This window comes from Mitsuokella sp. AF33-22 (assembly GCF_003475755.1).
Lineage (GTDB): Bacteria > Bacillota > Negativicutes > Selenomonadales > Selenomonadaceae > Mitsuokella.
Genome location: NZ_QRQA01000010.1, coordinates 1 through 26,496, shown reverse-complemented (window position 1 = coordinate 26,496; position 26,496 = coordinate 1). Strand labels below are relative to the sequence as shown.

27 protein-coding genes, 4 tRNA genes and 1 riboswitch are annotated in these 26,496 nt (G+C 58.2%); of the genes, 2 read left to right on the top strand and 29 right to left on the bottom strand.

The features are described from left to right. Positions 1 to 9: 9 nt before the first annotated feature. The 7 genes from DWZ54_RS07520 to rsmD all read right to left on the bottom strand — a co-directional run bounded on the left by DWZ54_RS07520 (position 10) and on the right by rsmD (position 7,179). Positions 10 to 822, bottom strand: coding sequence for a PRD domain-containing protein (locus DWZ54_RS07520; RefSeq protein WP_118475248.1), 813 nt, complete (start codon positions 820 to 822; stop codon positions 10 to 12). Between the two features lie 148 nt (positions 823 to 970). Then, positions 971 to 3,139 (bottom strand): PTS transporter subunit IIABC, encoded by a 2,169-nt coding sequence (locus DWZ54_RS07515; protein WP_118475246.1) that lies wholly within the window; start codon positions 3,137 to 3,139, stop codon positions 971 to 973. A gap of 237 nt (positions 3,140 to 3,376) precedes the next feature. Further along, positions 3,377 to 4,615, bottom strand: coding sequence for a nickel pincer cofactor biosynthesis protein LarC (gene larC, locus DWZ54_RS07510; RefSeq protein ID WP_118475350.1), 1,239 nt, complete (start codon positions 4,613 to 4,615; stop codon positions 3,377 to 3,379). Between the two features lie 65 nt (positions 4,616 to 4,680). After that, positions 4,681 to 5,436 carry a nickel pincer cofactor biosynthesis protein LarB gene (gene larB / locus DWZ54_RS07505; RefSeq protein ID WP_118475244.1) on the bottom strand — a complete coding sequence of 252 codons (756 nt, stop codon included), beginning with the start codon at positions 5,434 to 5,436 and terminating at the stop codon, positions 4,681 to 4,683. Between the two features lie 101 nt (positions 5,437 to 5,537). Further along, positions 5,538 to 6,119, bottom strand: a complete 582-nt coding sequence (locus tag DWZ54_RS07500; RefSeq protein ID WP_118475242.1) for an ATPase — start codon at positions 6,117 to 6,119, stop codon at positions 5,538 to 5,540. 5 nt (positions 6,120 to 6,124) lie between these two features. Continuing rightward, complete coding sequence (coaD, locus tag DWZ54_RS07495; RefSeq protein WP_118475240.1) at positions 6,125 to 6,610, bottom strand: pantetheine-phosphate adenylyltransferase; 486 nt, start codon at positions 6,608 to 6,610, stop codon at positions 6,125 to 6,127. Further along, positions 6,607 to 7,179 (bottom strand): 16S rRNA (guanine(966)-N(2))-methyltransferase RsmD, encoded by a 573-nt coding sequence (gene rsmD, locus DWZ54_RS07490; RefSeq protein ID WP_118475238.1) that lies wholly within the window; start codon positions 7,177 to 7,179, stop codon positions 6,607 to 6,609. Before rsmD ends, coaD begins: the two co-directional genes overlap by 4 nt. A gap of 141 nt (positions 7,180 to 7,320) precedes the next feature. On the opposite strand from rsmD, the gene DWZ54_RS07485 reads away from it, so the two are divergent. After that, complete coding sequence (locus DWZ54_RS07485; RefSeq protein ID WP_118475236.1) at positions 7,321 to 9,027, top strand: DUF4127 family protein; 1,707 nt, start codon at positions 7,321 to 7,323, stop codon at positions 9,025 to 9,027. A 106-nt stretch (positions 9,028 to 9,133) separates the two neighbouring features. Here the strand turns inward: DWZ54_RS07485 and DWZ54_RS07480 are convergent, their stop codons facing one another. After that, positions 9,134 to 11,320 (bottom strand): heavy metal translocating P-type ATPase, encoded by a 2,187-nt coding sequence (locus DWZ54_RS07480; protein WP_118475234.1) that lies wholly within the window; start codon positions 11,318 to 11,320, stop codon positions 9,134 to 9,136. A gap of 177 nt (positions 11,321 to 11,497) precedes the next feature. Here DWZ54_RS07480 and DWZ54_RS07475 point away from each other — a divergent pair. Continuing rightward, positions 11,498 to 11,573: transfer RNA gene (locus DWZ54_RS07475), tRNA-Gln, on the top strand. Between the two features lie 128 nt (positions 11,574 to 11,701). Here DWZ54_RS07475 and DWZ54_RS07470 read toward each other — a convergent pair. The 21 genes from DWZ54_RS07470 to DWZ54_RS07375 form a co-directional block, all read right to left on the bottom strand. Continuing rightward, positions 11,702 to 12,412 (bottom strand): hypothetical protein, encoded by a 711-nt coding sequence (locus DWZ54_RS07470; protein ID WP_118475232.1) that lies wholly within the window; start codon positions 12,410 to 12,412, stop codon positions 11,702 to 11,704. A gap of 5 nt (positions 12,413 to 12,417) precedes the next feature. Then, positions 12,418 to 12,942 carry a CinA family protein gene (locus DWZ54_RS07465; protein WP_118475230.1) on the bottom strand — a complete coding sequence of 175 codons (525 nt, stop codon included), beginning with the start codon at positions 12,940 to 12,942 and terminating at the stop codon, positions 12,418 to 12,420. Between the two features lie 14 nt (positions 12,943 to 12,956). Further along, the gene (gene rimO / locus DWZ54_RS07460) at positions 12,957 to 14,306 is read right to left on the bottom strand and encodes a 30S ribosomal protein S12 methylthiotransferase RimO (RefSeq protein ID WP_118475228.1); all 1,350 of its coding nucleotides are present in this window, start codon (positions 14,304 to 14,306) and stop codon (positions 12,957 to 12,959) included. Between the two features lie 77 nt (positions 14,307 to 14,383). Then, a complete protein-coding gene (locus DWZ54_RS07455) occupies positions 14,384 to 15,427 on the bottom strand; it encodes an ABC transporter substrate-binding protein (RefSeq protein ID WP_118475226.1) in 1,044 nt (347 codons plus the stop codon). A gap of 147 nt (positions 15,428 to 15,574) precedes the next feature. Continuing rightward, on the bottom strand, positions 15,575 to 16,462 hold the full coding sequence (locus tag DWZ54_RS07450) for a S1 RNA-binding domain-containing protein (protein ID WP_118013703.1): 888 nt from the start codon (positions 16,460 to 16,462) through the stop codon (positions 15,575 to 15,577). A gap of 16 nt (positions 16,463 to 16,478) precedes the next feature. Further along, positions 16,479 to 16,823 carry a ribosome silencing factor gene (gene rsfS / locus DWZ54_RS07445; protein WP_118475224.1) on the bottom strand — a complete coding sequence of 115 codons (345 nt, stop codon included), beginning with the start codon at positions 16,821 to 16,823 and terminating at the stop codon, positions 16,479 to 16,481. 50 nt (positions 16,824 to 16,873) lie between these two features. Further along, complete coding sequence (locus DWZ54_RS07440; protein ID WP_118475222.1) at positions 16,874 to 17,905, bottom strand: LCP family protein; 1,032 nt, start codon at positions 17,903 to 17,905, stop codon at positions 16,874 to 16,876. Beyond that, positions 17,905 to 18,495 (bottom strand): bis(5'-nucleosyl)-tetraphosphatase (symmetrical) YqeK, encoded by a 591-nt coding sequence (gene yqeK, locus DWZ54_RS07435; RefSeq protein ID WP_233541652.1) that lies wholly within the window; start codon positions 18,493 to 18,495, stop codon positions 17,905 to 17,907. Before yqeK ends, DWZ54_RS07440 begins: the two co-directional genes overlap by 1 nt. Then, positions 18,492 to 19,097, bottom strand: a complete 606-nt coding sequence (gene nadD / locus DWZ54_RS07430) for a nicotinate-nucleotide adenylyltransferase (protein WP_118475220.1) — start codon at positions 19,095 to 19,097, stop codon at positions 18,492 to 18,494. Before nadD ends, yqeK begins: the two co-directional genes overlap by 4 nt. 7 nt (positions 19,098 to 19,104) lie before the next feature. Then, complete coding sequence (locus tag DWZ54_RS11925) at positions 19,105 to 19,251, bottom strand: hypothetical protein (protein ID WP_199663296.1); 147 nt, start codon at positions 19,249 to 19,251, stop codon at positions 19,105 to 19,107. Then, entirely contained in the window at positions 19,248 to 20,504 is a 1,257-nt protein-coding gene (locus DWZ54_RS07425; protein WP_118475218.1) for a glutamate-5-semialdehyde dehydrogenase, read from the bottom strand. Before DWZ54_RS07425 ends, DWZ54_RS11925 begins: the two co-directional genes overlap by 4 nt. 20 nt (positions 20,505 to 20,524) lie before the next feature. Further along, positions 20,525 to 21,649 carry a glutamate 5-kinase gene (proB, locus tag DWZ54_RS07420; RefSeq protein WP_118475216.1) on the bottom strand — a complete coding sequence of 375 codons (1,125 nt, stop codon included), beginning with the start codon at positions 21,647 to 21,649 and terminating at the stop codon, positions 20,525 to 20,527. Between the two features lie 27 nt (positions 21,650 to 21,676). Continuing rightward, entirely contained in the window at positions 21,677 to 21,979 is a 303-nt protein-coding gene (gene yhbY / locus DWZ54_RS07415) for a ribosome assembly RNA-binding protein YhbY (RefSeq protein WP_118013690.1), read from the bottom strand. A 43-nt stretch (positions 21,980 to 22,022) separates the two neighbouring features. Further along, positions 22,023 to 23,303 carry a GTPase ObgE gene (gene obgE / locus DWZ54_RS07410; protein ID WP_118475214.1) on the bottom strand — a complete coding sequence of 427 codons (1,281 nt, stop codon included), beginning with the start codon at positions 23,301 to 23,303 and terminating at the stop codon, positions 22,023 to 22,025. 216 nt (positions 23,304 to 23,519) lie between these two features. Further along, entirely contained in the window at positions 23,520 to 23,810 is a 291-nt protein-coding gene (gene rpmA / locus DWZ54_RS07405; RefSeq protein ID WP_036375921.1) for a 50S ribosomal protein L27, read from the bottom strand. Positions 23,811 to 23,824: 14 nt separating this feature from the next. Next, a complete protein-coding gene (locus DWZ54_RS07400; protein ID WP_118013686.1) occupies positions 23,825 to 24,136 on the bottom strand; it encodes a ribosomal-processing cysteine protease Prp in 312 nt (103 codons plus the stop codon). 6 nt (positions 24,137 to 24,142) lie between these two features. Beyond that, positions 24,143 to 24,454 (bottom strand): 50S ribosomal protein L21, encoded by a 312-nt coding sequence (gene rplU, locus DWZ54_RS07395; protein WP_118013684.1) that lies wholly within the window; start codon positions 24,452 to 24,454, stop codon positions 24,143 to 24,145. Positions 24,455 to 24,604: 150 nt separating this feature from the next. Next, positions 24,605 to 25,939 carry an NCS2 family permease gene (locus DWZ54_RS07390; protein WP_118475212.1) on the bottom strand — a complete coding sequence of 445 codons (1,335 nt, stop codon included), beginning with the start codon at positions 25,937 to 25,939 and terminating at the stop codon, positions 24,605 to 24,607. A 57-nt stretch (positions 25,940 to 25,996) separates the two neighbouring features. Next, a riboswitch (purine riboswitch) is annotated at positions 25,997 to 26,099 on the bottom strand. Positions 26,100 to 26,193: 94 nt separating this feature from the next. Next, positions 26,194 to 26,284: transfer RNA gene (locus DWZ54_RS07385), tRNA-Ser, on the bottom strand. A 5-nt stretch (positions 26,285 to 26,289) separates the two neighbouring features. Then, positions 26,290 to 26,365, bottom strand: a tRNA-Trp gene (locus DWZ54_RS07380). 10 nt (positions 26,366 to 26,375) lie between these two features. Next, positions 26,376 to 26,451, bottom strand: a tRNA-His gene (locus DWZ54_RS07375). Positions 26,452 to 26,496: the final 45 nt, after the last annotated feature.

The window sequence follows — 26,496 nt, the reverse complement described above, 5'->3', positions numbered from 1 at the left end:
ACTTGTCTCTCAGAGCACGCGCTGGATATGGATGGCCAGCAGCGTAATCTCGGCAGGTGCAACGGGCAGCTGCAGGCGCTCCTCAAGAAAGCGGCAGATCCTGCGCGCGAGCGCACAGGCATCCGGGTACATATTCTGCACGTAGTCATCCATCTGGATCGGCACGTCTTCATGCGCGCGGATGCGCAGGATCATGTAGCAGACATGGCTGATGAGCCGCGTGTACTTGAGCTCCGTGCGCCTGAAGGAGATGCCGAGCTCCCGCTCCAGCATGGCGATGCAGTCAGAGGCCAGCCGGATATTCGTCAGGCTGTCGCCGGCATTCTGCTCGCTGACGCCCGCATGGATGTGCAGGGAAAGATAGCCGGCCTCTTCCGGCGGGAGCTCGGCACCGCTCTCCTCGCAGATGGCCGCAAGGCCCCGTTCTGCCACGCGGTATTCATCGGGGAACATCGCCATGATGTCATGCTGCAGCGGATTGGGCAGGCGAATGCCGCGGCGCTTGCGCTCGAGCGCCATGGCGATATGATCGGCCATCGGCAGAAGGATATCATCGGCGATGTCCGGGAAGACGGTCTTCGCTTCTTCGAGGATGCGCGCGGCGAGTTCCACAGCCTGCGGATTGATGCCGTTGACGGCCTGCAGGGCGCTGCGCTTCCCATCGGGCACAAGGGTGTAGACCTTGGCCCCGGGAAATCTTTCGACCCGCTCCCCGTTCTTCCTGCCGAAGCCGATGCCCTTGCCGAGCAGGATGACCTCGCGGCCTTCGCTGGTCAACGCCAGCAGGCCGTTGTTATTCAATGGCTTGACGACCCGAAACATAAAAAACCTCCTTATATGATGCTACTATTATAACCTATCTGGGAGGTCATGCGCCATACAAGGAAGTTTTTTATTCGTGAAAGAAACTATTTTTTACTGGAACAAATGGTTATGACCATTTCCCGTGCAAGTCCTGGAGAACAAGTAATCAGAACTTGGCAACTTCAGCCAGAGCCTTGACATCGCCCGTCGTTTCCATCGTGACGGACTGGCCTTCCTGCAGACCCGTATAGATGACGAGACAGGCATCCGACTTCGCATGCTCCTTGATGTATGCATCATCAAAGTGCATGAGCTTGTCGCCCTTCTTGACCTTTTGACCCGCTTCGACAAAGACCTCAAAGCCCTTGCCGCCGAGTGCAACCGTATCGACGCCGATGTGCAGCAGGTATTCCGTGCCGTCAGCAGCCTTCATGCCGATGGCGTGCTTCGTATCGAAGACGAAGACAACTTCGCCGTCTTCCGGTGCATAGACCGTTTCCTCCGACGGGTAGACGAAGAAGCCGTCGCCCATCATCTTGCCGGCGAATGCTTCATCCGGCGCTTCCGTGATTGGATGGACGGAGCCTGCTACCGGCGCGTAAAGCGCATGGCTGGCCGCTTTTGGTGCAGCCGCTTCAGCAGGGGCTGCCGGAGCCGTTTCCTCTTTGGCCGGCTCCGCTGCGGGGGCATCGAGTTCCGGCTCGACTTCCGGCGCCGTCTCAAGATACGTCTCGAGGTTGGCCTTGATGACGGCGACCTGCGGGCCGTAGATGACCTGGACGCCCGTGCCCTTGACGATGACGCCGACTGCGCCTGTGGCCTTGAGGATCTTCTCATTGACGAGCGAGGAATCCGCCACCGAGCAGCGCAGGCGCGTCGCACAGCAGTCGACCGACGTGATGTTCTTCTTGCTGCCGAGGCCGCGCGCGATCATCGAGCTCTTGGCATCCTCGACGCTCTGCTGCGAGCCGCCGTTTGCGCCAGCGCCCTTCTTGGCCTGGTAATCCGCTTTCGTGTAAAGCTTCGTCTCCTCGTCGTCGTCCTCACGGCCCGGCGTCTTGAAGTCGAATTTCTTGATCATCCACGTAAAGATGAAGTAGTAGAGGAAGAAGTAGATGATGCCGACCGGGATGATGTACATCCAGTTCGTCTTGGCCTCACCCTGCAGGATACCGAAGATGAAGAGGTCAAGCAGGCCGCCCGAGAACGTCAGGCCGACGGCGATGTTGAGCATATGTGCGATCATGTAGGCCGCACCGGCGAGGACGACCTGGACACCGAAGAGAGCCGGTGCCACGAAGAGGAAGGAGAACTCAATCGGCTCCGTGATACCCGTGAGCATCGAGGTCAGGGCTGCGGAAAGCAGCAGGCCCTTGGCCGCCGTCTCCTTCGACGGCTTCGCGCAGCGGTACATGGCGAGTGCCGCGCCCGGCAGGCCGAAGATCATGAAGATGAACTCACCGGAGAAGTAACGCGTTGCGTCTGCACTGAAGTGCGTGACATTCGGCGAAGCGAGCTGCGCAAAGAAGATGTTCTGGCCGCCCTGTACGAGCTGGCCGTCGATCATCATCGAGCCGCCGACACCCGTCTGCCAGAACGGCAGGTAGAAGACGTGATGCAGGCCGAACGGAATGAGGGCGCGCTTGATGATACCGAAGATCAGCGTGCCAATGTAGCCCGTGCCCGTGACGAGGCTGCCGAGCGCGAAGATGCCGTCCTGCGCAATCGGCCAGATGAAGTAAAGCGCAATGCCGACGAAGAGGTAAACGACGGTCGAGATGATCGGGATGAAGCGCGAACCGCCGAAGAAAGAGAGCGCGTTGGGCAGCACAATCTTGTGGAACTTATTGTGGAGATACGCGACGCCGATACCGACGATGATGCCGCCGAAAACGCCCATCTGGTACGACATGATGCCGCAGGAGCTCGCGATTGTGCCCTCGAGCACGCCCGGTGCGATTGAGCCGTCCGGCAGAATCTGCCCGTTGAGCTTGAGCATGGCGTTGCAGGCACTGTGCATGACAAAGAAAGCAATCATAGCGGCGAGGGCTGCGACCTCGCGTTCCGCCTTGGCCATGCCGATGGCAACGCCGACAGCGAAGATGATCGGCAGGTTGCCGAAGATGGTGCTGCCCGCACTGGCCATGATGGTCAGCAGGCCGCCGAGGATGGTGCCATCACCGAAAATCGCCTCAAGACCATACGTCTTGATGGTCGTCGGGTTCGTGAACGAAGCACCGATGCCGAGCAGGATACCTGCGATCGGCAGTACTGCAACCGGCAGCATGAAGCTGCGGCCGACGCGTTGCAATACGCTGAAGATTTCGTCTTTCATAAAGACCGTCCTTTCTCTTGCTGCGTCACAGGACACACAAAAAAGGCATCAACAAAAAGCACGACAGACTCCTTCCGCTTTCTCTGCAGAAAACGGGAAATCCATTGCTTTTCGCTGATGCCTGCATGACCAGTAACACGCGATCTCGTTACAACATATTCCTGTTTTAACAAGACGTATTATACACGAACCCTCCCGTGATGTAAAGCATTTTTTTCGATTTTCCTTTCTTCCCTATCATATGCAATCGTTTCCACAACCTCTTCGCGCGAGTTCCTCCACCCGTTTGAGCGGCACATGATGCTCGCGCGCCAGGCGGCAGCAATCCTCGTATTCGGGCTTGCAGCTGATGACCTGCCCCCGCCAGCTCGAGAGCTTGCAGGTCACATCCCCATACGGCGTATGTGCCTTGACGAGCCTGCGAGCGGCCTCCAGGCGTTCCTCCGCGCGGAAAACGCGCAGGCCGATGCTCGTCGTCTCGCGCAGGATGATGTCCGCGCAGACCTCCTTCTCCTGTGCCCGGCAAAGGACTGAGAGCTCATGCGCCGGACGCGTCTTCTTCATGACGATTGGCGTCGTCCAGACATCTAGCGCGCCCGCTGAAAAGAGGCGTTCATAGAGATATCCAAAGATCTGCGGCTCCATATCGTCGATATTCGTCTGGAGCAGCAGGATATCCGAAGCGGGCCGCGCGGCTTCACGCTCTGCATAATCGCCGAGATAGAGGCGCAGGACATTGGGGAGCTCGGTATCCCAGGTGCCGGCCCCGTAGGCAATGCAGTCAGCCGTGAACGAATCCGGCAGGCTCGCGGCAAAGTCGGCCTGACTGCGCAGGACGGCTGCGCCCGTCGGCGTCGTGAGCTCCTTTTCCGCGCCGGCATGATACGAAGGCCAGGCGCGCAGGAGCTCCGCCACAGCCGGCGCCGGCACCGGCATGACGCCGTGCGCACAGTGCACGAAGCCGCTGCCCGTGTTGACGCGGGACGCAAAGACTTTCTCAACACCGAGATAATCGAGGCAGATGGCCGTGCCCACGATATCGACAATGGAGTCCACGGCACCGACTTCATGGAAGGCCACCTCCTCCGCCGGCTTGCCGTGAACCCTGCCCTCGGCCTCGGCCAGCACGCCGAAGATTGAGAGGCTTCGCGCCTTCACGGCGGATGACAGCGACGATGCGTCAATCATACGGCGAATATCCGCCATCGTACGGTGCACATGGTGATGAGCACCGTGTTCATGGTCGTCATGGTGGTCATGATGTTCATGCGCCTCTTCCACGGGCAGCACGCGCACATAGGAAGCGGCGATGCCCTGTTTCTTCACGGGCTCGGCCACGATCTCAAATTCCCTGCCCCAGGGCAGTTTCCGCAGCTCGGAAGCAAGGAACGCAAGCGACACGCCCGCCTGCAGGAAAGCACCGAGCAGCATGTTGCCGCTGATGCCGGAAAAACAGTCCAGGTAAATTGCTTTCATGATGGTATTCCTCTCATACATGCCGCCGCTCCGCCTTCGTCTGCTCGCAGCGGTCAAAGGATTCGTCAGCTCAGCCGGTTGATCTTGCTGGCCAGCACGCCGGCGCCAAAGCCGTTGTCGATGTTGACGACGGATACGCCCGCAGCGCAGCTGTTGAGCATGGCCAGAAGAGCCGTCAGCCCGTGGAAGGAAGCGCCGTAGCCCACGCTCGTCGGCACGGCGATGACCGGCTTGTCCGTGAGCCCGCCCACGACGCTCGCGAGCGCCCCTTCCATGCCGGCGACAACGATGATGACCCTCGCTTCCTCGATGTCACGCATGTGGGCAAACAAGCGATGGATACCCGCCACGCCGCAATCGTAATGCGTCACGACCACATTGCCCCAGAGCTCCGCCGTCAGGCGGGCCTCCTCGGCCACGGGGATATCGCTGGTCCCGGCCGTCAGGATCAGGATCTTCTTATCGGGGTCGACATCCTGCCGCGGGCGCCTGACAAAGATGATGCGGGCCGCTTCCTCATACTCTGCCGCAGGGATCTTCTCCCTGACAAATTCATACATCTCTCGGTCCGCCCGCGTGGCCATGACGCTCTTGTGGCTGCCTGCCAGCAGCGAAGCCATGATGGCTGCCACCTGCTCCTTTGTCTTGCCTGCCGCATAGATGACCTCGGGGAAACCCTGACGGCGCTCCCTGGCCTGATCGACCTCGGCAAATCCCATATCCTCGACGCCGGCCTGCCGCACGCGGGCGACGGCCTGTGATTCCGACAGCTGCCCTGCCTTGTACTGCCGCAGGAGTGCGGCGATTTCCTGTTCCGTCAAAAAAGACCCTCGCTTTCCTTTACAACGATGATGCAGGATAGACAAAAAAGGCCCATGACACAAGCTGCATCATAGACCTTGGTATCATCCCGGTGCCCGGCTTACTCCTGCGGCTCTGCCGGTGCCTGCCCCTCCGGCTGCTGTGCCGGCGCCGCCTGCTTGGGCCGCTGCTGGCTCATCTGCGCCTTTGCCTGCTGCAGGACCGACAGCGCCTGCTGCAGACCGCCCTCTGCCTGCTGTACGCCCTGGAACGTGCTGCTGACATGTGCGATGAGCTGATCGAATACCTGATTGGCATAGGCATCCGCATCGTCCTGCAGCTGCGTGGCATTCGCCTGCGTGCGCGCGATGATCTCATTCTCCCGCTGCTGCGTCTGCTGCAGGATGACCTTGGCCTTTTCCTTGGCTTGCACGACAATCTCATTCTCATCCGTGATCTGGGTGGCGTACTCGCGTGCGCGCTTGCGGATCCTCTCCGCCTCGCGCTGCGCATCGGCAATGATCTCATCGCGCTGCTTCATGATGACCTCTGCTTTTTCGAGTTCCTTCGGCAGATCGCGGCGCAGTTCCTCGACGTAATGCACCAGATCATTGTCGTTGATCATGATGCGTCCCGTAAAAGGCACATTCTTGGCACCAGCCACCATGCTTTCGATTTTTTCCAAGGTATCGCGTACTCCCATGCCGCTTACTTCCTTTCTTGTTCCAGATTCTCTATCGCCTGCGCTACACAGGCCGGCACCAAGCCATGCACATCACCATGAAACCGTATGAGCTCCCGGATGCCCGAAGAGCTCACGAAGGAGTACTCCGGACGGGTCAGCAGGAAAATCGTATCGATATGGGGTTCCAGGTGACGGATCATGTATGCTTCATTCTGTTCGTATTCCAGGTCCTTGACGGAGCGCACGCCCCGCACGATGATATGGGCATCGGCCTCCTTCATGTAATCCGTAATCAGTCCGGAAAACGAAGCGACGCGCACATTGGAAAGATGCCTTGTCGCCTCCCGCAGGAAGCGCACGCGCTCTTCTACGGGGAAGAACGCCTGTTTTTTCACATTGTGGAATACGCAGATGATGACTTCATCGAACATGGCGCTGGCCCGCTCAAAAATATCGATGTGGCCATTCGTCACGGGGTCAAAGCTGCCCGAGCATACGGCACGCCTCATGCGTCATCCTCCTCTACGTAAGAACGCCATTGAAAAAAGCTCAGCTGCGTCGTATGACCGTAGCGGCGGTTCTCCACGCAGACAAGGCCCGACAGCGGCGGCAGTTCCGATTCATCGGCTCCATGCTCCACGACGAGGATGCCGTCGTGTGCAAGCAGCTCCGTGGTATCAAAGACCTGGAGGGCCCGCTGCCACAGGCCTTTATGATAAGGCGGGTCACAGAAGACGAGGTCGAAGCTTCGATGCGCCGCCGCGAGCCTTGCAAGGCTCGCGAAGACGTCGCCGCCATGGATTTCTGAGGCAGTCAGGAGCTTCGTATGGATGGCGTTCTCCCGGATGAGCGGCGCCGTAGCCTGATCGACAAAGACGGCCTTTGACGCGCCGCGTGACAGAGCCTCGAGCCCGAGGTTGCCCGTGCCGGCAAAGATGTCGAGGACATGGCGGCCTGCGACCAGGGAGCCGAGTATGTTGAACAGGGACTCCTTGACCCGGTCAGCCGTCGGACGCGTGTCCTGCCCCTTTGGCGTCTTCAGGCGGCAGCCGCGCGCCGATCCCGTGATGATTCTCATCGTTTCCACTCCACCTCAATCATTCGTGCCCGGATATTTTATCATAAACAAATTCATTCTAACATATTTTCCCGCGTTCGTGAACCTGCCTATGATATAATAGCGGGGAGATTATAGAAAAATCAGGAGAATTTATCGGATATGCATGCATTATTCCAAAAACTTGACAAACGCCTGCTCGTCGTGCTGCTCGCCCTGCCGCTGCTTTCACTGGCCGTCTGGTTCCTGCGCCATCCGCAGGACCCGCAGGCCTCACTCGTCTACCCGCAGCAGACGATGCACCAGCGCGTCATCCTCATCCCGCTCGACGGACGCCCGCCCTGCCGCCAGTTCGTCATCGATGCGGGCCACATCAGCGGCACGGAGGTCGTGACGCCGCCGCATGAGATCCAGGACTATTATTCGCAGCCCGGCGATACGCGTGCCATGATGGCCTGGCTCCAAGAGGTCACGGCGGAGCAGCCGGCTGACGCCATCATCCTGTCCGTTGACCAGCTGCTCTACGGCGGCCTGCTGGCAGCGCGCGAACACCAGGCCGATGAAGCCCAGATGGAAACGCTGCTCTCCTTCCTCAGAAACCTGCACGAAAAGCATCCGGGCGTCCCCATCTACGCCTTCAGCATCCTGCCGCGTCTGACCCCCCAGGATACGATTGACGGCTACGAGGAACGGCGTGACATCATGGCGTATTCCCGCCTGGCCGGCTGCAAGGCCGCAGGCCTCACGATCGATGAAGCAAAGCTCCAGGAACTGCACGACAGGATCCCGGCGGACAGCCTCGCGCGTTATCTGTCCCACTTCAAAGAAAATGCCGTCCTCAACGAAAAACTCATCGATCTCACGCGTGAAGGCGTCATCGCGCGCCTCGTCCTCGGACAGGATGACGGCGAAGAATACGGCATCCCGAACATCGAGAAATACGCCCTGCAGGACTATATCGGCAACTATGGTCTTACGAAACGGCAGGTCTTCCTGACACACGGCGCCGATGAAATCGCCCTGACGCTGCTCGCTGCCTGGCAGAACGAGAAATCTGGCATCCAGCCCCGCATCTGCCTGCGCTACAACACGCCTGAGGCGCGGGATCGCGTCATGCCCTATATGGCTGTTTCGACCGGTGTCTGTGCCGAGGAGAAGATCCAGCTCCTCGGCGGCAGTCTCGCCGAGACGCCGGAGGAGGCTGATTTCACCTTGCTGATCTCGACGAATGATGCCGACAAGGATACGATGAGCAGCCGCCAGGAAACCGTGCAGTTCCTTACAGACTCGCTCGAATCCGGTCATCCCATCGGGCTCGTCGATCTCAGCAAACACTTCACCGCCACGGAAACCGTGCTGCCGCAGCTCATCGCCGGCGATTTCCCGCTGAACTGCCTGCTCGCCTACGCCGGCTGGAACACGACGAGCAACGCTGTCGGCACGGCACTTGCCGAAGCCTGCCTGTACCAGTCTGCCCAGAAGGAAGCCTTCAGCACGGAGGAAGCCCTGGCACGGGCCGCCAGCCAGGTCACCTTCCTGCAGAACCGCATCCTCGAAGATTACTTCTACTTGAAGGAAGATATCGACCTCATAAACGGCAGCTTGAAGAAAGCCGGCTATTTCAATACCGCAGATCTCGACCTCGAGCACAATTACCGCTGGGCCAACCGCATGCTCCAGAGCCTGATGATGCGCCAGCTCCAGGCCTACAAGCACACGCCGTCTCTCGAGGCCCCCTTCCCCGTACAGACGCCCGAGGGGATTCGTCACCTCCGCATCAAAGACCTCAAGGCCGATATGAGTTACCCCTGGCCGCGCACCTTCGAGATCTATCTTGAGAGCACGCCGCTGCTCGAGATGGTGCCGTAACCGCGCCAGTCAGACAGCTGTATGCGAAAAAACGGCCAGCCTGCCGCACGATTGGCGGAGGCTGGCCGTTTTTTCGTATCATCACCGTAGGGCGCGTTGAGAAGGCTCAAAGATAAACTTCGCAGTCGTCCTCTACTTTCTTGCAGTTGTCGCGCACGGCTGTCATCACCTGATCCCAATTCTCGCCGTCCTCGAGCTCCACTTTCATCTCCTGCGCCATAAAATTCACGGTTGCCGAGCGCACGCCCTTTGTTTTGCGGGCAGCCTCTTCCATGAGACCGGCGCAGTTGGGGCAGTCCACCTCGATCTTATAAGCACGCGGGCCAGAGCTGATGACGGACTGCTGCTGTGAAGGACCCGGCTGTACCGTCTCTTCATCCTGCCGCTGCGGTCTGCCATAACCGCGCAGCCCTTTCGGCACGAAGAGCGCACGCGTCGCATTGCAGACCGCCAGGATCATGACGCCGACATCGGCAAAGATAGCCGCCCACATGTTGGCCAGGCCCAGGGCGCCGAGCACGAGAACGACAGCCTTGACGCCGATGGAGAACACGATATTCTCATAGACGATGCGCATCGTCTTGCGGGCCGTGCGCTGAGCCAGGGCGATCTTCAGCGGATCATCATCCATGAGCACGACATCCGCCGCCTCGATGGCGGCATCGGAGCCCATCGCGCCCATCGCGATGCCGACATCGGCGCGCGAAAGCACGGGCGCATCATTGATGCCGTCACCGACGAATGCCAGTCTGCCACCCTCCTGTTCCTCCTGCAGGAAGGATTCGACCTTGCTGACCTTGTCCTGCGGCAAGAGCTCGCTGTAGGCCGCATCGATCCCCAGGACCGAAGCCACGTGATCCGCCGCCGCACGGCCATCGCCCGTCAGCATGATGGCGCGCTTCACGCCGTTCTTGTGCAGGGCCTCGATAGCGGCGCCGGCATGCTCCTTGATGACATCGGCGATGACGATATGGCCGGCGTACGTGCCGTCGATGGCCACATGCACGATCGTGCCGGTCTGCTCACACGGATGCCATTTGGCGCCGATGGCTTCCATCATCTTCGCATTGCCGACGCAGACGACAGAGCCATTGACCCGGGCACGGACACCATGGCCGGAAATCTCCTCCACGTCCTCCACCGTGCAGGCATCGGCTTCCTGGCGATACGCATTGCGCAGCGAGACGGCAATCGGATGCGTGGAGAAACGCTCCACATGCGCGGCCAGATGCAAAAGCTCCTGCGGGTTGATGACTTCCGGATGGATGGCCGTGACCTCAAAGACGCCCTTCGTCAGCGTGCCGGTCTTATCGAAGACCACCGTATCGACCTTTGAGAGCGTCTCAAGGTAATTGGCACCCTTGACGAGCACGCCCTGGCGGCTGATGCCGCCGATGCCGGCGAAGAACGACAGCGGGATGCTGATGACGAGCGCGCACGGGCAGCTGATGACAAGGAAGATCAGCGCGCGGTAAATCCACGTTTCCCAAACCGGCGGCAGCCCGAGGAACACCATGTTCACGAGCGGCGGCAGCAGGGCCAGAGCCACGGCGGCATAAACGACAATCGGCGTGTAGACGCGTGCAAACTTCGCGATGAAATGCTCCGCCTTCGATTTGCGCGAACCGGCATCCTCCACGAGAACCAGGATCTTAGAAGCCGTGGATTCGGCAAAGACCTTGGTCGTCCGGATATGGAGCAGGCCGCTCTGATTGATGCTGCCGCTGACGACCGCATCACCAGGTTCGACACGGCGCGGCAGGCTCTCACCGGTCAGAGCAACCGTATCGAGGGTGGAACTTCCTTCGGTGACCACGCCATCGAGCGGCACTTTCTCACCGGGCTTGACCACGACCGTACTGCCCACGGCCACCGTTTCCGGCGCCACGCGCGTCAGCTGTCCCGGCTGCTGCTCGATATTGGCAAAGTCCGGACGGATATCCATGAGGTCGCTGATATTGCGGCGGCTGCGTCCCACAGCGTACGACTGGAACCATTCACCGATCTGATAGAACAGCATGACGGCAATCGCTTCCGTATAATCGCCATCCTCGTAGATGGCCAGTGCCATGGCACCAAGTGTCGCGACGGCCATCAGCAGGCTCTCGTCAAAGGGCTGCCGCTTCCAGAGGCCCCTGCCGGCCTTCCATATGACATCATAGCCCACGATCAGGTACGGGACCAGATACGCGGCAAAGCGGGCCGTGCCGCTGAGCGGCAGGAAAGCCAGCACAATCATTAAGAGAGCCGCCGCCACGATGCGGATCAGATTCTTTTTCTGCTTCGGGTTCATCTTCCACACTCCTGTCTCATTAAACGTATGAACATCGGTTCATTTGTTAATTAGATTATAGCAAATCAGCAGAAAAATGCAAGCCTGATCTTTTGGCACTTCAACGCAACCAGCCTGAAAAATTTTTCTTGACAAATAGCTGCATCGTCCATATAATATATAAATGTCGAAAGACACAGGGGTATCGCCAAGTTGGTAAGGCACGGGTCTCTGAATCCCGCATGCGTTGGTTCGAGTCCAGCTACCCCTGCCATATGAAAATGAGCATCGCGCAAGCGATGCTTTTTTGTTTGCAGATATAAGACAAAATCCCCGCAGCGCACGGCAGACGCCATGTGTTGCGGGGATTTATGCTGCAGGCTGCCGACAAGCAGGCAGCTTTTATTTCTTGCTCTTCTTGTTTTTCTTGTCACTCGACGAGTTCGTCACGGCCTTGTCCTGCGAATCCGTCAGGGTCGCGATGCCTTTCTGGAAGGCAGCCAGCGAATACGCGCGCAGGTTCGGATTGTCGATGAGCTCAACGCCATAGCGCTTGCCGGACGACGTGCGGAAGAACGCCACGGCCATCTGCGTGTCCGCCTTGGCCACCTCGTCGGCCTTGCCGTCGCCATCCGTATCGATCTCGACCTCCTTGGCCGTCACGGCATAAATGGCCTTGTTGGTCGGCGTGAGGTTGACGAGCATGATGCCCTCATAGCCATTGCTTCCCATGATGCCCGAGAGCAGCTTTTCGGCCTCCTCGGGCTTCAGTTTGTTGAGATCCGGCACCTTCTTGTCGTCAAAGGCATCCGTCAGGATGACCCAGGCGTATTTGATGTTGTATTCCTCATTGTCGAAGACGAGGACTTCGCCCTGCTTATCCTCGTAGAGCAGATTGGCAGGGATGACGCCGACCGGCTTCTGCGGGCACTTTATCGTGAAGCCGTACTGCTTGCTCGTATACGTATACGGCAGCGATGCTTCAATGGGCTGCTGGATATGGACGGAAGGATCCTTGGCGGCAGTCTGTTCGGCAGCCAGGGCCGGCACCGACGGGGCCATCAAAAGGGATGCGCCCATGGCAGCAGCGGCAAGACAGGTATAAAATTTCATCGTGATTACTCCTTTATCTTCCGTGTATCCACGTTCAATGGGCTGGACGAAGAATCCCGCCGGGAAAGGTAGAAGCAAAGCATCTGCAGTGCCGTTTCGGTGCTCTGACGCTTGACTTCCGTACGCGAACCACGGAAATGATTTTCTTTGACTATCGTACCATCGGGACCTGAAACGGCAATGAAAACGAGGCCGACGGGCTTCGTCGCCGTTCCGCCCCCGGGGCCGGCAATGCCCGTAATGCCGACCCCCATGTCCGTCTCGATTGCGCGGCGGATGCCCTCCGCCATCTCACGGGCCGTTTCTTCCGATACCGCACCATGTGCCAGCAGCGTCTCATGGCGGACACCGACGAGCTTCTCCTTGATGCGGTTCGTATACGAAACGACAGAGCCCATGACGTAAGCCGAACTGCCCGCGATATCCGTCAAGCGGCTCGTCAGCAGCCCGCCGGTACAGGACTCCGCGCAAGCGATTGTCATCCCCTGCGCGAGCAGCAGTTTTCCGGCCTGTTCCTCAATCTTCATCATGCATTCGCCTCATTTCATCCTTCCGCATCCGCCCTGTCATTCAGGCGTTCTCCGACGAGATCATACGTGAACCCCTGCAGGATCCTGACGTGCACCATGTCGCCGGGCTTGCTGTCCGTATCATTCTCGACGTAGACCTGGCCATCGACATCGGGCGCCTCACGGTACGAGCGGCCGACGGCAATGTTCGGCTGCTCTTCGTCGCGTCCTTCGATGAGGACGTCGAGTTCCTTGCCCTCGAGAGACTGATTGATCTCTTCGGAAATCTTGCACTGGAGGCTCATGAGGTCGTGATAACGCTCCTGCATGACCTCTTCCGGCACCTGATTCGGCATGTCGTATGCCGGAGTTCCTTCCTCGCGCGAATACGTGAAGACCCCCACCTTGTCGAGACGCATCTCCTCGATGAAGTTGCGCAGCGTCTGATACTGGGCATCCGTCTCCCCCGGGAAGCCGACGAGGAAAGTCGAGCGGATCGTCACGCCGGGAATGCGTTCGCGGAGCTTCGCAATGAGCCTGCGCATATCCGCCTGCGTATCCGGGCGGCGCATGCTGCGCAGTACGGCATCGTGCGCGTGCTGCAGCGGCAGGTCAACGTAATTGCAGATCTTCGGCTCGCTCGCAATCGTATCGATGAGTTCATCCGTGAAGTACTTCGGATAGCTGTAGAGCGTGCGCACCCACCGGAGTTTCGGCACCTTGACGATTTCCCGGAGCAGCGCCGCAAGTTTCGGCTCGCCGTAGAGATCCCTGCCGTATTCCGTCGAATCCTGAGCGATCAGCACGATTTCGCGCACGCCCTTTTCCGTGAGGTTGCGCACTTCATCACAGATATCCTCGATGGGCCGGCTGCGGTAATCGCCGCGGATATACGGGATGGCGCAGAAGGCGCAGCGGTTGTTGCAGCCCTCTGCAATCTTGACGTACGCCGTATACCCCGGCGTCGTCGTGATGCGCGGCGTGTGCTCATCGTAGAGGGCCTCATCCTTGCCGGCGATGACGAGGCGGTGCCCCTTGAGCGTCTCCTCCACCGCCTCCATGATGCGTCCCCAGGCTCCCGTGCCGATGATGGCATCGGCTTCCGGGATTTCGTCCAGGAGTTCCTGCTTATAGCGCTGGCCGAGGCAGCCGGCCACAATCAGGCTCCGGCAGCGTCCGCTTTCCTTGTATTCCGCCATGTTGAGCACCGTCGTAATCGACTCTTCCTTCGCCGACTGGATGAAGGCGCACGTGTTGACAATCAGGATATCGGCTTCGGCGGGATTGGCCGTGATCTCGATGCCGTGTTCCTTCAGGATACCCAGCATGACCTCTGTATCGACAAGATTCTTGGAACAGCCAAGACTGATGAAACCTGCTTTCACTGAAAAACTCCTCCTACTAAACATATGGTCGCAATGCTCCCGAAAAGAGGATGCTGCACAGGCAGCATCCTCGCGGCTCATTTGAAACGGATATCCCGGGCCCATTCGTCGAGCAAATGATGCTTCTGCGCATCCGTGAACGTGACGGGCTGGGTAAACAGCACGAGGTTCTTGCCTGCAAAGGACTTGTAGGCAATCGTGCCCGGATTCGTCGGGATAAAGAAATAATTATGGCTCTGCAGCGCAATCTGGACTTCATCAGAAAGCAGCCAGTCGGCAAACGCCTTCGCCATGACGCCATCCTGCTTCCTGGCGTGCACGAGCAGGCCGGTGCCCGTCACGCGCGCCGTCGTGCCATCCGATGGATAGATGATCTGCAGTGGATAGCCATCGTGGATGTAGCGCAGCGTCTCGCTCTCCACGGCAATGGAGAGATCGACCTCGCCCATGCCGGCCTGACGCACCGGATTGGAAAGATACCTTGCGTACTGGACGACCTTCGGGTGCAGCTGGCGCCAGATATCCATCGTCGCCGTCTCACCAAACTGCGCAGTCATCGCGTACAGGAGATCCGCCGAAGCATCCGCCGCCATGAAATCCGTCACACCGATGCGGGCATCCAGCCCAGCCAGTGTCTGCCAGGAATCGGGGATGTCGTCCCGCAGCGTCTTCAGGTAATCGCGATTGACGCAGAAGACAATCGGATCATACCAGACGCCGGTCCAATAACCATCCTGCTGGCGGAAGGAATTGGGGACCATATCGTTGCGCTCCGAGATATACGGTGCCAGATACCCTTTGGCCGCTGCCTGTTCCAGGGTATGGCGGTCAGCAAGTACCAGGGAGGCATCGCCGCTGCCGGATGACGAGGCCTGGTCCTGCATGCGCTTGAGCGCATCATCCGATGAAAGCGTCACGAAATTGACGTGCACGCCAGACGTCTCCTCATAGGCCTGTGACAGGATTTCCGCATGTTCTGCCGGCAGTGTCGTGAGCACTGTGATCTCATGCCGGCTGCGATGTTCGCCGCTGTAATCCGCACCAGCCAGATACGCGGATCCGGCCAGCACGATCAGGAAGAGGACGAACGCCGTAAGCAGTAAGGACGTATACCGCCTCATGTTCTTAACCTCACTATCTTAAAGTACCAACTAGTTTACCCTTCATTATATCGGACTTTACACGATTTCACAAGACCGGTGCACGAGACTGGCCGCCAATGCAGAAAGGCAGCTGCTCCCGGCAGCTGCCTTCTCGAAACGGCATACTCACTTCAGATACGTCCAGCCATCCTTCTCCTCGATCCTGCCCTCCTTGAGCAGATGACCGAGCGCCCGCTTGAAGGCGGCTTTGCTGATCTGGAACTTGTCACGGATCACTTCCGGTGAAGACTCATCGCTGTACGGCATGCGCCCCTTGCGGCTCTCCAGGAGTTCCAGGATGCGCTGTGAGTCCGTCATCAGGGCCTTTTCCTTGGCCTCCCGCAGCGAGGCGTTGAGACGCCCATCAGGACGCACGTACGTTACGCGCGCCGTCACGACCTCGCCGACGCGCGGACGTTCCTTCATCTCCTTATTGGCGATGAAGACGATGTAACGTTCTTTGCTGAACAGGAAGGCGCCACTGTCCGTGTAGTTGTAGATGGCGCCCGTGACCATATCGCCCACCTTGACATGCGTGGCCGGCACAGAGGCGCGCCGCATCTCGTCCTCCACTTCCATCGTCACGGCCAGGCGTCCGGATTTATCGGTGTAGAGCTTGGCCCATACCACTTCGCCGACCTGCGGGCGGCCACGCATGCCGGCATACGGCATGAAGATGCCGCGCTCTGCGCCGACGTCCAGGAAAGCGCCGTCGCGACTGACGTTGATGACGCGCAGCCTTGCGATCTGCCCCTCCTTCATCTTTGGGACTCGCATGCTGGCCGTCAGGCGGCGTTTCGGGTCCAGATACAGGAACACATCGACGAAATCCCCCACCTGCACGGGGTGGGTCTGCTGGGTCTTATGGAGCAGGATATCATCCGAGGTATTACCCGTCTGCGCATCAAGGAAAGCGCCCATCTCACTGACGCGTGCGACCTGCAGGCGCGCCACCGTGCTGGGGCCGAACTTTCTCTTTGCCTCCCTGCCCGTATCTCCTGTTCTCTCCATCATCCTACCATCCCTATCTTCAATCTTCATAGGCAGTCAGTTTCGCATCGCCCCAGAGCTGCTCGAGTGCATAGTACTCACGGGCTTCCTGCATAAAGACGTGGGCAACGACATCGCCGAAGTCGAGCAGCACCCACTCGCCCTCGCGGTAGCCTTCCTTGTGGTTGAACGCCACGCCGAGCTTTGCCAGCTCCTCTTCAATATTGTCGGCAATGGCCCGCACCTGCGTGGCCGTATTGGCCGAGCAGATTACGAAATAATCCGCCGAGATCATCAGGCCTTCCATATCCATCGTCACGATGTCACGGGCTTTCTTGTCGCTGGCTGCCTTGCAGATGGCAGTGCAGATTTCTTTTTCTGTCATGATAACTCCTTTTATGTAGATAGATCCATTCTATGTTCTCATCCCGCCGGTCACGGTGCCGTATGGTCGCCCATGTCCCCGGGGAAAAGTTCTTCCATCTTCTTCTGGATGCCGGAGGAATCCGGCAGCCAGATTGTATCGTCATTCTGCGCAGGCGATCCCGGCAGAATCATGCTCGCCGGATCGTCGCTGCTCAGGTGGCGCAGGACATTGGCGAGATGCGCCGAATCGAAGAATTCGGCACTCGTGTCGACATCCTGCTGGAAAATCCTCGCCACGGACGGCAGCTTCGGAATGGTTTCAAGGCGCATGACCTGCTGATAGAGCGCCTTGACAAATTTCTGCTGGCGCTGGGCACGCCCGAAGTCCCCGAGCTCCGTACCGCGGTACCGCAGATACTGTTCGGACTCGCTGCCATCCAGATGCTGATATCCCTTCTTGAGATGGATGCTGAGCCCGGACTCCGGGTCCTCATAATCCATATCGTTTTCCACGTAAAGATCGATGCCGCCCAAGGCATCGATGAGCTCCGCAAAAGCCTTGAGATCGACCACGACATACTGGTGGATGGATATGCCGAGCAGGGCATTGACCTGGCGGACCATCATGGGGGCACCGCCCTCTGTGTAGACCGAGCTCAGCCGCATCGAATGCGCGCGCTCCGGCACCTTGACCCATGTACCACCCGGGATCGTGATGAAGCGCATTCTGCCCGTCTCATTCTCGATGCTCAGGACGAGCACCGTATCCGCCTTTTTGCCCTCCGTATTCGTCGGGCCGGCACCATCGTCGAGCCCGAGGACCAATACATTCGTATATCCGTCAAAGTTTGGATTCACCGTACCGCGCCGTTCCTGCTGTCGCTGGGTATACCCGTCGTAGAGCGCATGGTACTCCTGTGTGAGATACTTTGCGCCGCGCATGAGCCCGTAAATGGCGCCGGCTGACAGCAGGAGCAGGAATGTACAGATGATGAGTGCCAGCATGCGGCGCAGGAAACGCCTGCGCCTGGCCCGCGCCATCGCCTTCTTTTTCTGCTCGATATGGCGGCGGGTAATATTCTCCGGTTCCCGTTTCCCCATCATGCTTCCTTCTTCATCTTCAACAGGATCTCATTGCGCGCCAGGACCGTATCCGGGTGGATCAGGTGGCGTTTGGCGAGGACGAAGGCAATGGAATCGCTGAGTCCCTCGAGCAGCATCTCGTCGAGCGTCGCCTCGCGCGCAAGCTTGCGCAATTTCTCAACTCCCGGATAGTCGCGGTTCGGCTCGATCATGTCGGCAAACCAGATGATCTTGTCGAGCGGTGTCATATGCTCTCCGCCCACCGTATGACGGGCGATGGCCTGCTCCACGGCCGGATCGTCGACACCGTAGATTTCCCGCACGCGCCTCGAACCGATGGGGCCATGCAGCAGGAGCGGCATGGAGCGCTCCACCGTCCCGATGGGGAGATGGCGTTTCTCCGCCTCGGCAATCATCGCTTCATTGGGGAACTCACGGGCACAGTCGTGCAGGAGCCCGGCGACACGTGCCTGCTGTTCATCAACCCCGAAACGCCTGGCCAGGCGGACCGCTGTCTCAGACACACCGAGAGAATGGCGGAACCGGGTCGCTTTGAGGCGGTCCTTGAGCGCCTGTTTCATCGTTTCATAATCCATTGCAAAACTCATCGATACAGCCCTTCTTTTTTGATATAATCTGCCACAGCGGCCGGCAGCATATAGCGGACGGAACGTCCCGAGTGGATGCGCTCACGGATTTCCGTCGAAGAAATCTCAAGCTCCGGCGTTGTGAGCTGGTGGATATGGCACTCACAAAGAGCACCGAATGCCTTCCGCAGATGCACCATGTCGAGCTTCGTGCCCTGACGCGTGGCGGCAATGAAGTGACAGGATGCGAGCAAATGCTCTGCTTCATGCCACGATGGCAGATCATTGATGGCATCCGCACCCGTGATGAAGAAGAATTCCGCCTGCTGCCCGAGCAGACAATGCAATTCGTCAATCGTATCCGATGTATAGGAAACGCCCTGACGGCACATCTCGATATCCGAAGCTTCAAAATACGGATTGTCTGCGATGGCCAGGCGTGTCATGGCCAGCCGGTCGGACGCCGGTGCCACCTTCTTTTCCAACTTGAACGGCGAGTTGGCAGCCGGAATGAACAGGATCTTCGTGAGGCCGCAGGCATCCCGCACATACTCGGCCGTCAGCAGATGGCCGTGATGAATGGGATCAAACGTGCCGCCCATGATGCCGATCCGATGCTCCATCAAGAAATCACCCCTCCAGAATCCAGTTCATGAGGCAGGCAGCCGCTGCCATCGAAAGCAGCATGAGCAGCACGGCCTGCAGATAATCCCTGGCATCGAAGGCCCCCTTCGGTGTCTTCAGATACTGACGCAGGGTCCGCAGATAACCGATCATTTCCGGATCTGCCCTTCGCCGTAAATCAGATACTTCATGCTCGTGAGCGCATGGAGGCCCATGGGACCGCGGGCATGGAGCTTCTGCGTGCTGATGCCGATCTCAGCCCCGAAGCCGAATTCAAAGCCATCCGTAAAGCGCGTCGACGCATTGACGTAAACGGCTGCCGCGTCCACCTCACGCTGGAACCGGTGCGCATGCGCGAGGTCATTCGTCACGATCGTCTCAGAATGGCCCGTGTTATAGCGGTTGATATGTGCAATGGCCGCATCAATGCCATCGACGACGCGGACCGACAAGATCAGATCGCCGTATTCCGTGCTCCAGTCCTCTTCCGTCGCCGGCACCATATCCGGGCAAATGGCCCGGGCGCGTTCGCAGCCACGCAGCTCCACGTGTTTCTCCCGCATGGCTGCCGCGAGCTGCGGCAGGAACTCCTCCGCAATGGCTGCATCGACAAGCAGCGTCTCCATCGCATTGCAGACCGAGCAACGGCTGACCTTGGCATTCACGGCAATCTCCGTGGCCATGTCAAAGTCCGCCGAAGCATCGACGTAGGTATGGCAGACGCCCGTTCCAGTCTCGATGACCGGCACACTGCTGTTTTCCGTGACATGACGGATGAGCCCGGCGCCGCCGCGCGGGATGATGACATCAATGGAGCCGCGCAAATGCATCATGACATCCACAGCCTCACGGTCCGTAAAGTCCACGAACTGCAGTGCTCCTTCCGGGATGCCGGCACCATAGGCCGCCTTGGCCAAAAGAGAGCTGATAGCCGTATTCGAGCGGATGGCCTCCGAGCCGCCGCGCAGGATCACGGCGTTGCCCGATTTGAGGCAGAGGCCGGCTGCGTCAGCCGTCACATTGGGGCGCGCCTCGTAAATAATGCCGATGACGCCGAGCGGCACGCGCACGCGGCGGATCTCAAGGCCGTTCGGACGCACGGTCGAATAATCCCCCTGACCGACGGGATCCTGCAGCAAAGCCGTCTGGCGCAAGCCTTCCGCCATCGAAGCAATGCGCCCTTCATCGAGCATCAGACGGTCCAGATAAGAACGTCTGACCTTCTTCTGACGCGCTTCCTCGAGGTCGAGTTCGTTGGCCTTCAGGATGAGCTCACTGCGCTTCTCGAGCGCGTCAGCCATGGCCATCAGCGCGGCATTCTTGACCCCTGTAGACAGCACCGCGAGCTTGCGGGAAGCAGCGCACGCCGCTTCGGCCTTCTGTTTCATTTCTGCTTGAATATCCATCCAGGATTCCTCCCTCACACTCAGACCATCAGGACCATATTATCCCGATGAATGACCTCCTCATGGATGGGACCATGAACGAGGTCTGCAAAATCCTCCGTACGATGACCAAGGATCTGACGAAGATCTTGCGCATTGTAATTGACAATGCCGCGGGCAATCTCGCGATTGTCCTCTGCGAGCACGCGCACCGTGCTGCCGGCAGTAAAATCCCCATCGGCATCGACGATGCCGGCCGCCAGCAGGCTGGAACCATGCTCCAAGGCCTCGACACAGCCGGCGTCGACCGTGAGTTCTCCCTGCAGGCGCTTGCCGAAGGCCAGCCAGCTCTTGCGCACCTTCAGATGGGACTCGCGAGCCGGGAATACGGTACCGACGGTCTCACCTGACAGGATGCGGCGCAGGATGCCCTCCTGCTGCCCCGCGGCGATGACCATGGTCACCCCCGCGCTCATCGCGATCTGAGCGGCCTGGAGCTTCGTGGCCATGCCGCCCGTACCGAGCTTCGAGCCGGCCCCGCCGGCCATCTCGATGACAGCCGGCGTAATCTCGGGAATCTCATGGATGAGCTGCGCATCGGGATGCGTCGCCGGGTTCGCCGTATAAAGCCCCTCGATATCGGAAAGGATGACCAGGGCATCGGCATCGACCAGCGTCGCCACCATGGCCGAGAGATTGTCGTTGTCGCCGATCTTGATTTCATCGACGGCCACGGCATCGTTCTCATTGATGACGGGAATGACCCCCATATCCAGCAAGGCCAGCAGAGCATCACGGGAATGGCGGTACTGGTTATGGCGCACGGCATTCTCCTTCGTCAGCAGCACCTGGCCGATGGTCTTGCCGTATTCCGCAAAGAACTTCTCATAGATATGCATGAGCACGCCCTGACCGATGGCCGCCACGGCCTGCTTTTCCGGAATGGACGCGGGCCGCTCCGGCAGCCCCAGCTTGCTGAGGCCAGCGGCAATGGCGCCGGAAGAAACCAGGACGATCTCTCTTCCCTGATTCATGAGGTCCGCCAGTTCCCGGATCAGATGGTCGATCCGATACAGATCCAGCTTGCCCGTGTCGTGAGCCAGCGTGCTCGTCCCGACCTTGACAACGATGCGCTTCGCTTCCCGCAAACGTTCCCGTGCTAACATAGGAATCCCTCCAAAGATGCAGATGAGTTATGGCAGTTCGATTTTCGGTTTCTCGAAATTGCGCTTGAAGAGCAGGCCGTTGCGGCCGATGAGCTGTACGAGGTTGGCATCGGCACGTTCTGCCAGCATCGTGATGGCATCGGCCGGCAGCTCCATGCAGTTCTGCAGCACGCGCACCTTGATGAGCTCACGCTTCTTGATGGCCTCTCGGGCCGCCTGTACGACAGCAGGCGTCACGCCCTCCTTGCCGATCTGTACGACGGGCTCGAGCTTCATGCCCATGGAGCGCAGGACGCTCTTCTGCTTGCCTGTAAGTGAATTACGGATCAACGGTATTCCTCCTAAAAAAATCCATGCTGTAGCCGCGAACCACTCAGTCGCGGTATTCAAATTCCATCTCGCCGATGCGTACGGTCTGGCCGTCCTTGATGCCGCGCTCCCGGAGCTTCTCATCGATGCCCTTGATGCGCCAGATGTACTGGAAACGGCGCACTGCTTCATCATTGTTGAAATTCGTCATGATGACGAGTTTCTCGATGGCCTTGCCGTGGACAATGAAATCACCGGCATCGTTGCGGCTGATTGTCACCTTCTCAGGATCCTCCGCCGTCTCATCGTAGACCTTGACCTCATCCTCTTTCTCGGGTTCCTCGACATAGTTGTCGAGCCACTCGCCCACATAGGAAATGAGTTCCTTGAGTCCCTGACGCGTGACGGCCGAGATTGCGAAGAACTTATGCCCCTCCTTTTCAGCCAGCGCCTGCAGACGCGGCAGATTCTCCTGCGCGCTCGGCAGATCGATCTTGTTGGCCACGAGGATCTGTGTGCGGCGGGCAATCTTTTCGCTGTACTTCTTGAGTTCTGCATTAATTTTGTAATAATCCTCGACCGGATCGCGTCCCTCAAGCCCCGAAGCATCGACGATGTGCAGAATCAGTTTCGTGCGTTCCACATGACGCAGGAAATCATGCCCCAGTCCGACACCATCCGCTGCGCCTTCAATGAGCCCCGGGATATCCGCCATGACAAAGCTCTTCTCATAGTCCGTCTTGACGACACCGAGGACAGGCGTGATGGTCGTGAAATGGTACTCTGCAATCTCCGGCCGCGCGGCGCTGACGCTGGCCACCAGGCTCGATTTGCCGACCGACGGATAACCGACGAGGCCGACATCCGCGAGCAGTTTGAGTTCGAGAATAAGATTGCGGCTCTCGCCCGGCTCGCCGAATTCGGCAAACGTCGGGGCACGGTTGGCAGCATTGGCAAATTTGGCATTGCCGCGTCCACCGCGTCCGCCCTTGCAGATAACGGCTTCCTGGCCGATTTCCGTGAGGTCTGCGAGCACGGCACCCGTGTCCTCGTCCTTGACGATCGTACCGGCCGGCACCTTGACGTAGCAGGGCGGTGCGTTGTGGCCGTACTGGTTCTTGATATCGCCGTTTTCACCGTTCTCCGCCTTGAATTTGCGGTGATAGCGGAAGTCCAGCAGTGTATTCATATTCTGATCGACGACGAAAATGATATCGCCGCCACGGCCGCCGTCACCGCCTGAGGGGCCGCCATTCGGCACGAATTTCTCACGGCGGAACGCGGACTTGCCATGGCCGCCGTCACCCGCCTTGACAATAACGCGGGTCCTGTCAATAAACTGCATGATAGCCTCCTTTAAAAAATATAGTCAGTCTGTTATTCATCACAACGTTATATCCAGAACGTGTCTCTGCGCTGCATTCGTAGTTGTAATGCATAAAAAGCCGGCATTGTGATACCCAATACCGGCTTTTTATCCATCACAACGCAACCTAACGCCGTTTATATTCCATATAACAATACCTGCGCTCCCCGAAGGAGAAGCGCAGGTATCCTTTGATTACATAGCTTCTTCAGCCGTGTATACGCTGATCTGACGGTTGTAGCGGCCTTTGCGCTCAATGGCGACCTTGCCGGCAACCTTTGCGAACAACGTGTCATCCTTGCCGATACCAACATTGTGGCCCGGATGGAAATGCGTGCCGCGCTGACGAACAAGGATGCTGCCAGCCGTTACGATCGTGCCAGCATGTTCCTTGACGCCGAGGCGCTTGGACTCACTGTCGCGGCCGTTACGCGTGGAGCTGACGCCCTTTTTATGTGCGAAACGCTGAAGTTCAAACTTAAACATGGAATTCACCTCCACTATTTCAGAATCCGTACAGCCTTGGGATACGCTTCGGCGATTGCCGTAAGCCCCAAAAGCATTGTGTTCAGGATTGCTTCCGTCCTGTCATCAGGACGATCCTTGAGCTGCATTTTGAGCTTTCCACTCGAGTCTTCGTAGCTGACTGTTCGATGCAGATACTCTGTTATGCCAAGGAATGCCGAATCCGTAAGCGATGAGACACCGGCGCAGACAATATCCTCGCCTGCCACTGCCGTGCCGCTGTGACCAGCGACATCGAAACCGGTGATTTTCCCATCGTCCTGATAAAAGATCTTGACCTTAATCATGAAAAATTAGGCTTCGATCTTCTCGATGACAACCTTCGTGAACGGCTGACGATGACCCTGACGTTTGCGATAATTGGATTTTGCCTTGTACTTGAAAACAAGGATCTTCTTATCTTTGCCCTGAGCCTCGACTTTGCCCGTTACCTTGGCACCTTCAACGAGGGGCTTGCCGACCTTGACGTCTGCATCGTTGACAACCGTCAGGACCTGGTCGAATACGACAGCCTCGCCCTCATTGGCGGCCAGCTTCTCGATCGTGATGACATCGCCCTCAGCAACCTTGTACTGCTTGCCGCCCGTTTTGATAATTGCGTACATGAAAACACCTCCCTAAAAGATTACTCGCCAGTTACGGTACGATTGCTCGTTTTGACGAACCTCACTGTGCGGTTGGGGAAAGACGCACTTTCAGCGTCTACAGTTAAAAATCATAGCATAGCGTCAACCTGATGTCAAGAAAAAAGATTATTACGAACGCATGACGAGATTGACGACAAAGGCCAGGGAAACCAGCCACATGATCCAGCTGACTTCCTTATACTTGCCCACGGCCGTCTTCATGAACGCATAGCTGACAAAGCCGAAGGCAAAACCATTGGCGATGGAGCCCGTCAGCGGCATCATGATGATGGTCAGAAAAGCCGGCAGTCCATCCGAGAAATCCTGGAAGTTGATCTTGCCGACCTCGCTCATCATCAGCGCGCCGACCAGGATGAGCGGCGGAGCCGTGGCAAATCCCGGAACAAGTCCGACGAGCGGTGCGAAGAGCAGTGCGATGAAGAAGCAGATGGAAACCGTGACAGCCGTGAGACCCGTCTTGCCGCCGGCTGCAATACCTGCCGCACTCTCGATATAGCTCGTGACCGTGGACGTACCGAAGATGGACGAGCAGATTGTGCCAACGGCATCCGTCGTCAGCGCGCGGTCAAGGTTCTCAATCTCCCCATTCGGCTTGACGAGCTTCGCCTTGGAGGTCAGGCCGATCAGCGTACCCATGTTATCGAAGAGCTCGACGACCGTAAAGGTGAAGATAATCGAGACGATGCCGTAATTCCAGGCACCGACGATGTCAAGCTTGCCAAATGTCTCGCCCATGTGCGGCAGGCTCGTGCTGATGATGTCAGAAATACCGTGCGGGACCGGAGAATACCCAAGGATCATGGAGAGCAGCGTCGTACTGATGATGCCGATGAGGATTGCCCCCTGCACCTTGCGGGCCATTAGTGCACCCGTGAGGACAAGACCGAAGAGCGACAGCAGCGTCGTCGGCTGCGTCACATGACCCAGCCCGATAAAGGTCGCCTTGTCGGGGATGATGAGTCCTGTTCCCTTGAGGCCGACGAACGCGATGAAGAGTCCGATGCCAACACCAATGGCCACGCGCAGATTCTGCGGCACCGCGTTGATGATGGCCTGACGCACATGGCTGATTGTCAGCAGAAGAAAAAGGATACCCGAGAAGAAGACGGCACCGAGAGCGACGGTCCAATGGAGCCCCAGCGTACCACAAACGTAGTAAGCAAAAAAGGCATTGAGTCCCATACCCGGAGCCAGGGCCACCGGATAATTCGCCACCACACCCATGACCATGGTTGAAAGTGCCGCAATCCAGATGGTCGAAGCAATGGCCGCTTCTTTCGGGATACCCGCCTCAGACAGGATATTCGGATTGACAAAAATGATATAGGCCAACGCGATGAACGTCGTAAAGCCAGCCAGGATTTCTGTCCGCACGGTCGTATTCTTCTCACGCAGTCCGAAGAACCGTTCCAAGAAGGATCCCTTGCCCATTTGCGCTTGCATAAAAATAAAGCCTCCTCTTTTGACAGCACCGCAAAAGACAGGGCACAGCAAAAGGGAGACTCCACGCCTCATTCCTGTAGCCTGTGACAATTTACGGTTGCCTGTAGAAACGCCCACACCTTATCCATGGGCTTATACAAGAAATAACGCACTAAGGATATCAGAAAAACAAGATACTGTCAATCCACTCCGGACGAACAGGAATAACAGGACAACAAAAAAGCTCTGACAAATGTCAGAGCATCTTTTTGAAGTGGCGGAGTGGAGAGGATTCGAACCTCCGCACCAGTTACCCAGCCTAACGATTTAGCAAACCGTCCTCTTCAGCCTCTTGAGTACCACTCCATAAATGGCAGGGGCAGTAAGACTTGAACTCACAACCTACGGTTTTGGAGACCGTTGCTCTACCAATTGAGCTATACCCCTAATATAAAAATGGGGCGACTTGTGGGGATCGAACCCACGCATGCTGGAGCCACAATCCAGTGTGTTAACCGCTTCACCAAAGCCGCCATGAAACCGGCAATTTCCTATCCTCCCAGTCCGTCTCCAGACAA

Coding starts and splice junctions, on each gene's coding strand:
- DWZ54_RS07520 (WP_118475248.1), bottom strand. CDS start 822: ATGTTTCGGGTCGTCAAGCCATTGAATAACAACGGCCTGCTGGCGTTG.
- DWZ54_RS07515 (WP_118475246.1), bottom strand. CDS start 3,139: ATGAAAGACGAAATCTTCAGCGTATTGCAACGCGTCGGCCGCAGCTTC.
- larC (WP_118475350.1), bottom strand. CDS start 4,615: ATGAAAGCAATTTACCTGGACTGTTTTTCCGGCATCAGCGGCAACATG.
- DWZ54_RS07500 (WP_118475242.1), bottom strand. CDS start 6,119: ATGGGAGTACGCGATACCTTGGAAAAAATCGAAAGCATGGTGGCTGGT.
- coaD (WP_118475240.1), bottom strand. CDS start 6,610: ATGAGGCGTGCCGTATGCTCGGGCAGCTTTGACCCCGTGACGAATGGC.
- rsmD (WP_118475238.1), bottom strand. CDS start 7,179: ATGAGAATCATCACGGGATCGGCGCGCGGCTGCCGCCTGAAGACGCCA.
- DWZ54_RS07485 (WP_118475236.1), top strand. CDS start 7,321: ATGCATGCATTATTCCAAAAACTTGACAAACGCCTGCTCGTCGTGCTG.
- DWZ54_RS07480 (WP_118475234.1), bottom strand. CDS start 11,320: ATGAACCCGAAGCAGAAAAAGAATCTGATCCGCATCGTGGCGGCGGCT.
- DWZ54_RS07470 (WP_118475232.1), bottom strand. CDS start 12,412: ATGAAATTTTATACCTGTCTTGCCGCTGCTGCCATGGGCGCATCCCTT.
- DWZ54_RS07465 (WP_118475230.1), bottom strand. CDS start 12,942: ATGATGAAGATTGAGGAACAGGCCGGAAAACTGCTGCTCGCGCAGGGG.
- DWZ54_RS07455 (WP_118475226.1), bottom strand. CDS start 15,427: ATGAGGCGGTATACGTCCTTACTGCTTACGGCGTTCGTCCTCTTCCTG.
- DWZ54_RS07450 (WP_118013703.1), bottom strand. CDS start 16,462: ATGATGGAGAGAACAGGAGATACGGGCAGGGAGGCAAAGAGAAAGTTC.
- rsfS (WP_118475224.1), bottom strand. CDS start 16,823: ATGACAGAAAAAGAAATCTGCACTGCCATCTGCAAGGCAGCCAGCGAC.
- DWZ54_RS07440 (WP_118475222.1), bottom strand. CDS start 17,905: ATGGGGAAACGGGAACCGGAGAATATTACCCGCCGCCATATCGAGCAG.
- yqeK (WP_233541652.1), bottom strand. CDS start 18,495: ATGAGTTTTGCAATGGATTATGAAACGATGAAACAGGCGCTCAAGGAC.
- nadD (WP_118475220.1), bottom strand. CDS start 19,097: ATGGAGCATCGGATCGGCATCATGGGCGGCACGTTTGATCCCATTCAT.
- DWZ54_RS11925 (WP_199663296.1), bottom strand. CDS start 19,251: ATGATCGGTTATCTGCGGACCCTGCGTCAGTATCTGAAGACACCGAAG.
- DWZ54_RS07425 (WP_118475218.1), bottom strand. CDS start 20,504: ATGGATATTCAAGCAGAAATGAAACAGAAGGCCGAAGCGGCGTGCGCT.
- proB (WP_118475216.1), bottom strand. CDS start 21,649: ATGTTAGCACGGGAACGTTTGCGGGAAGCGAAGCGCATCGTTGTCAAG.
- obgE (WP_118475214.1), bottom strand. CDS start 23,303: ATGCAGTTTATTGACAGGACCCGCGTTATTGTCAAGGCGGGTGACGGC.
- rpmA (WP_036375921.1), bottom strand. CDS start 23,810: ATGTTTAAGTTTGAACTTCAGCGTTTCGCACATAAAAAGGGCGTCAGC.
- DWZ54_RS07400 (WP_118013686.1), bottom strand. CDS start 24,136: ATGATTAAGGTCAAGATCTTTTATCAGGACGATGGGAAAATCACCGGT.
- rplU (WP_118013684.1), bottom strand. CDS start 24,454: ATGTACGCAATTATCAAAACGGGCGGCAAGCAGTACAAGGTTGCTGAG.
- DWZ54_RS07390 (WP_118475212.1), bottom strand. CDS start 25,939: ATGCAAGCGCAAATGGGCAAGGGATCCTTCTTGGAACGGTTCTTCGGA.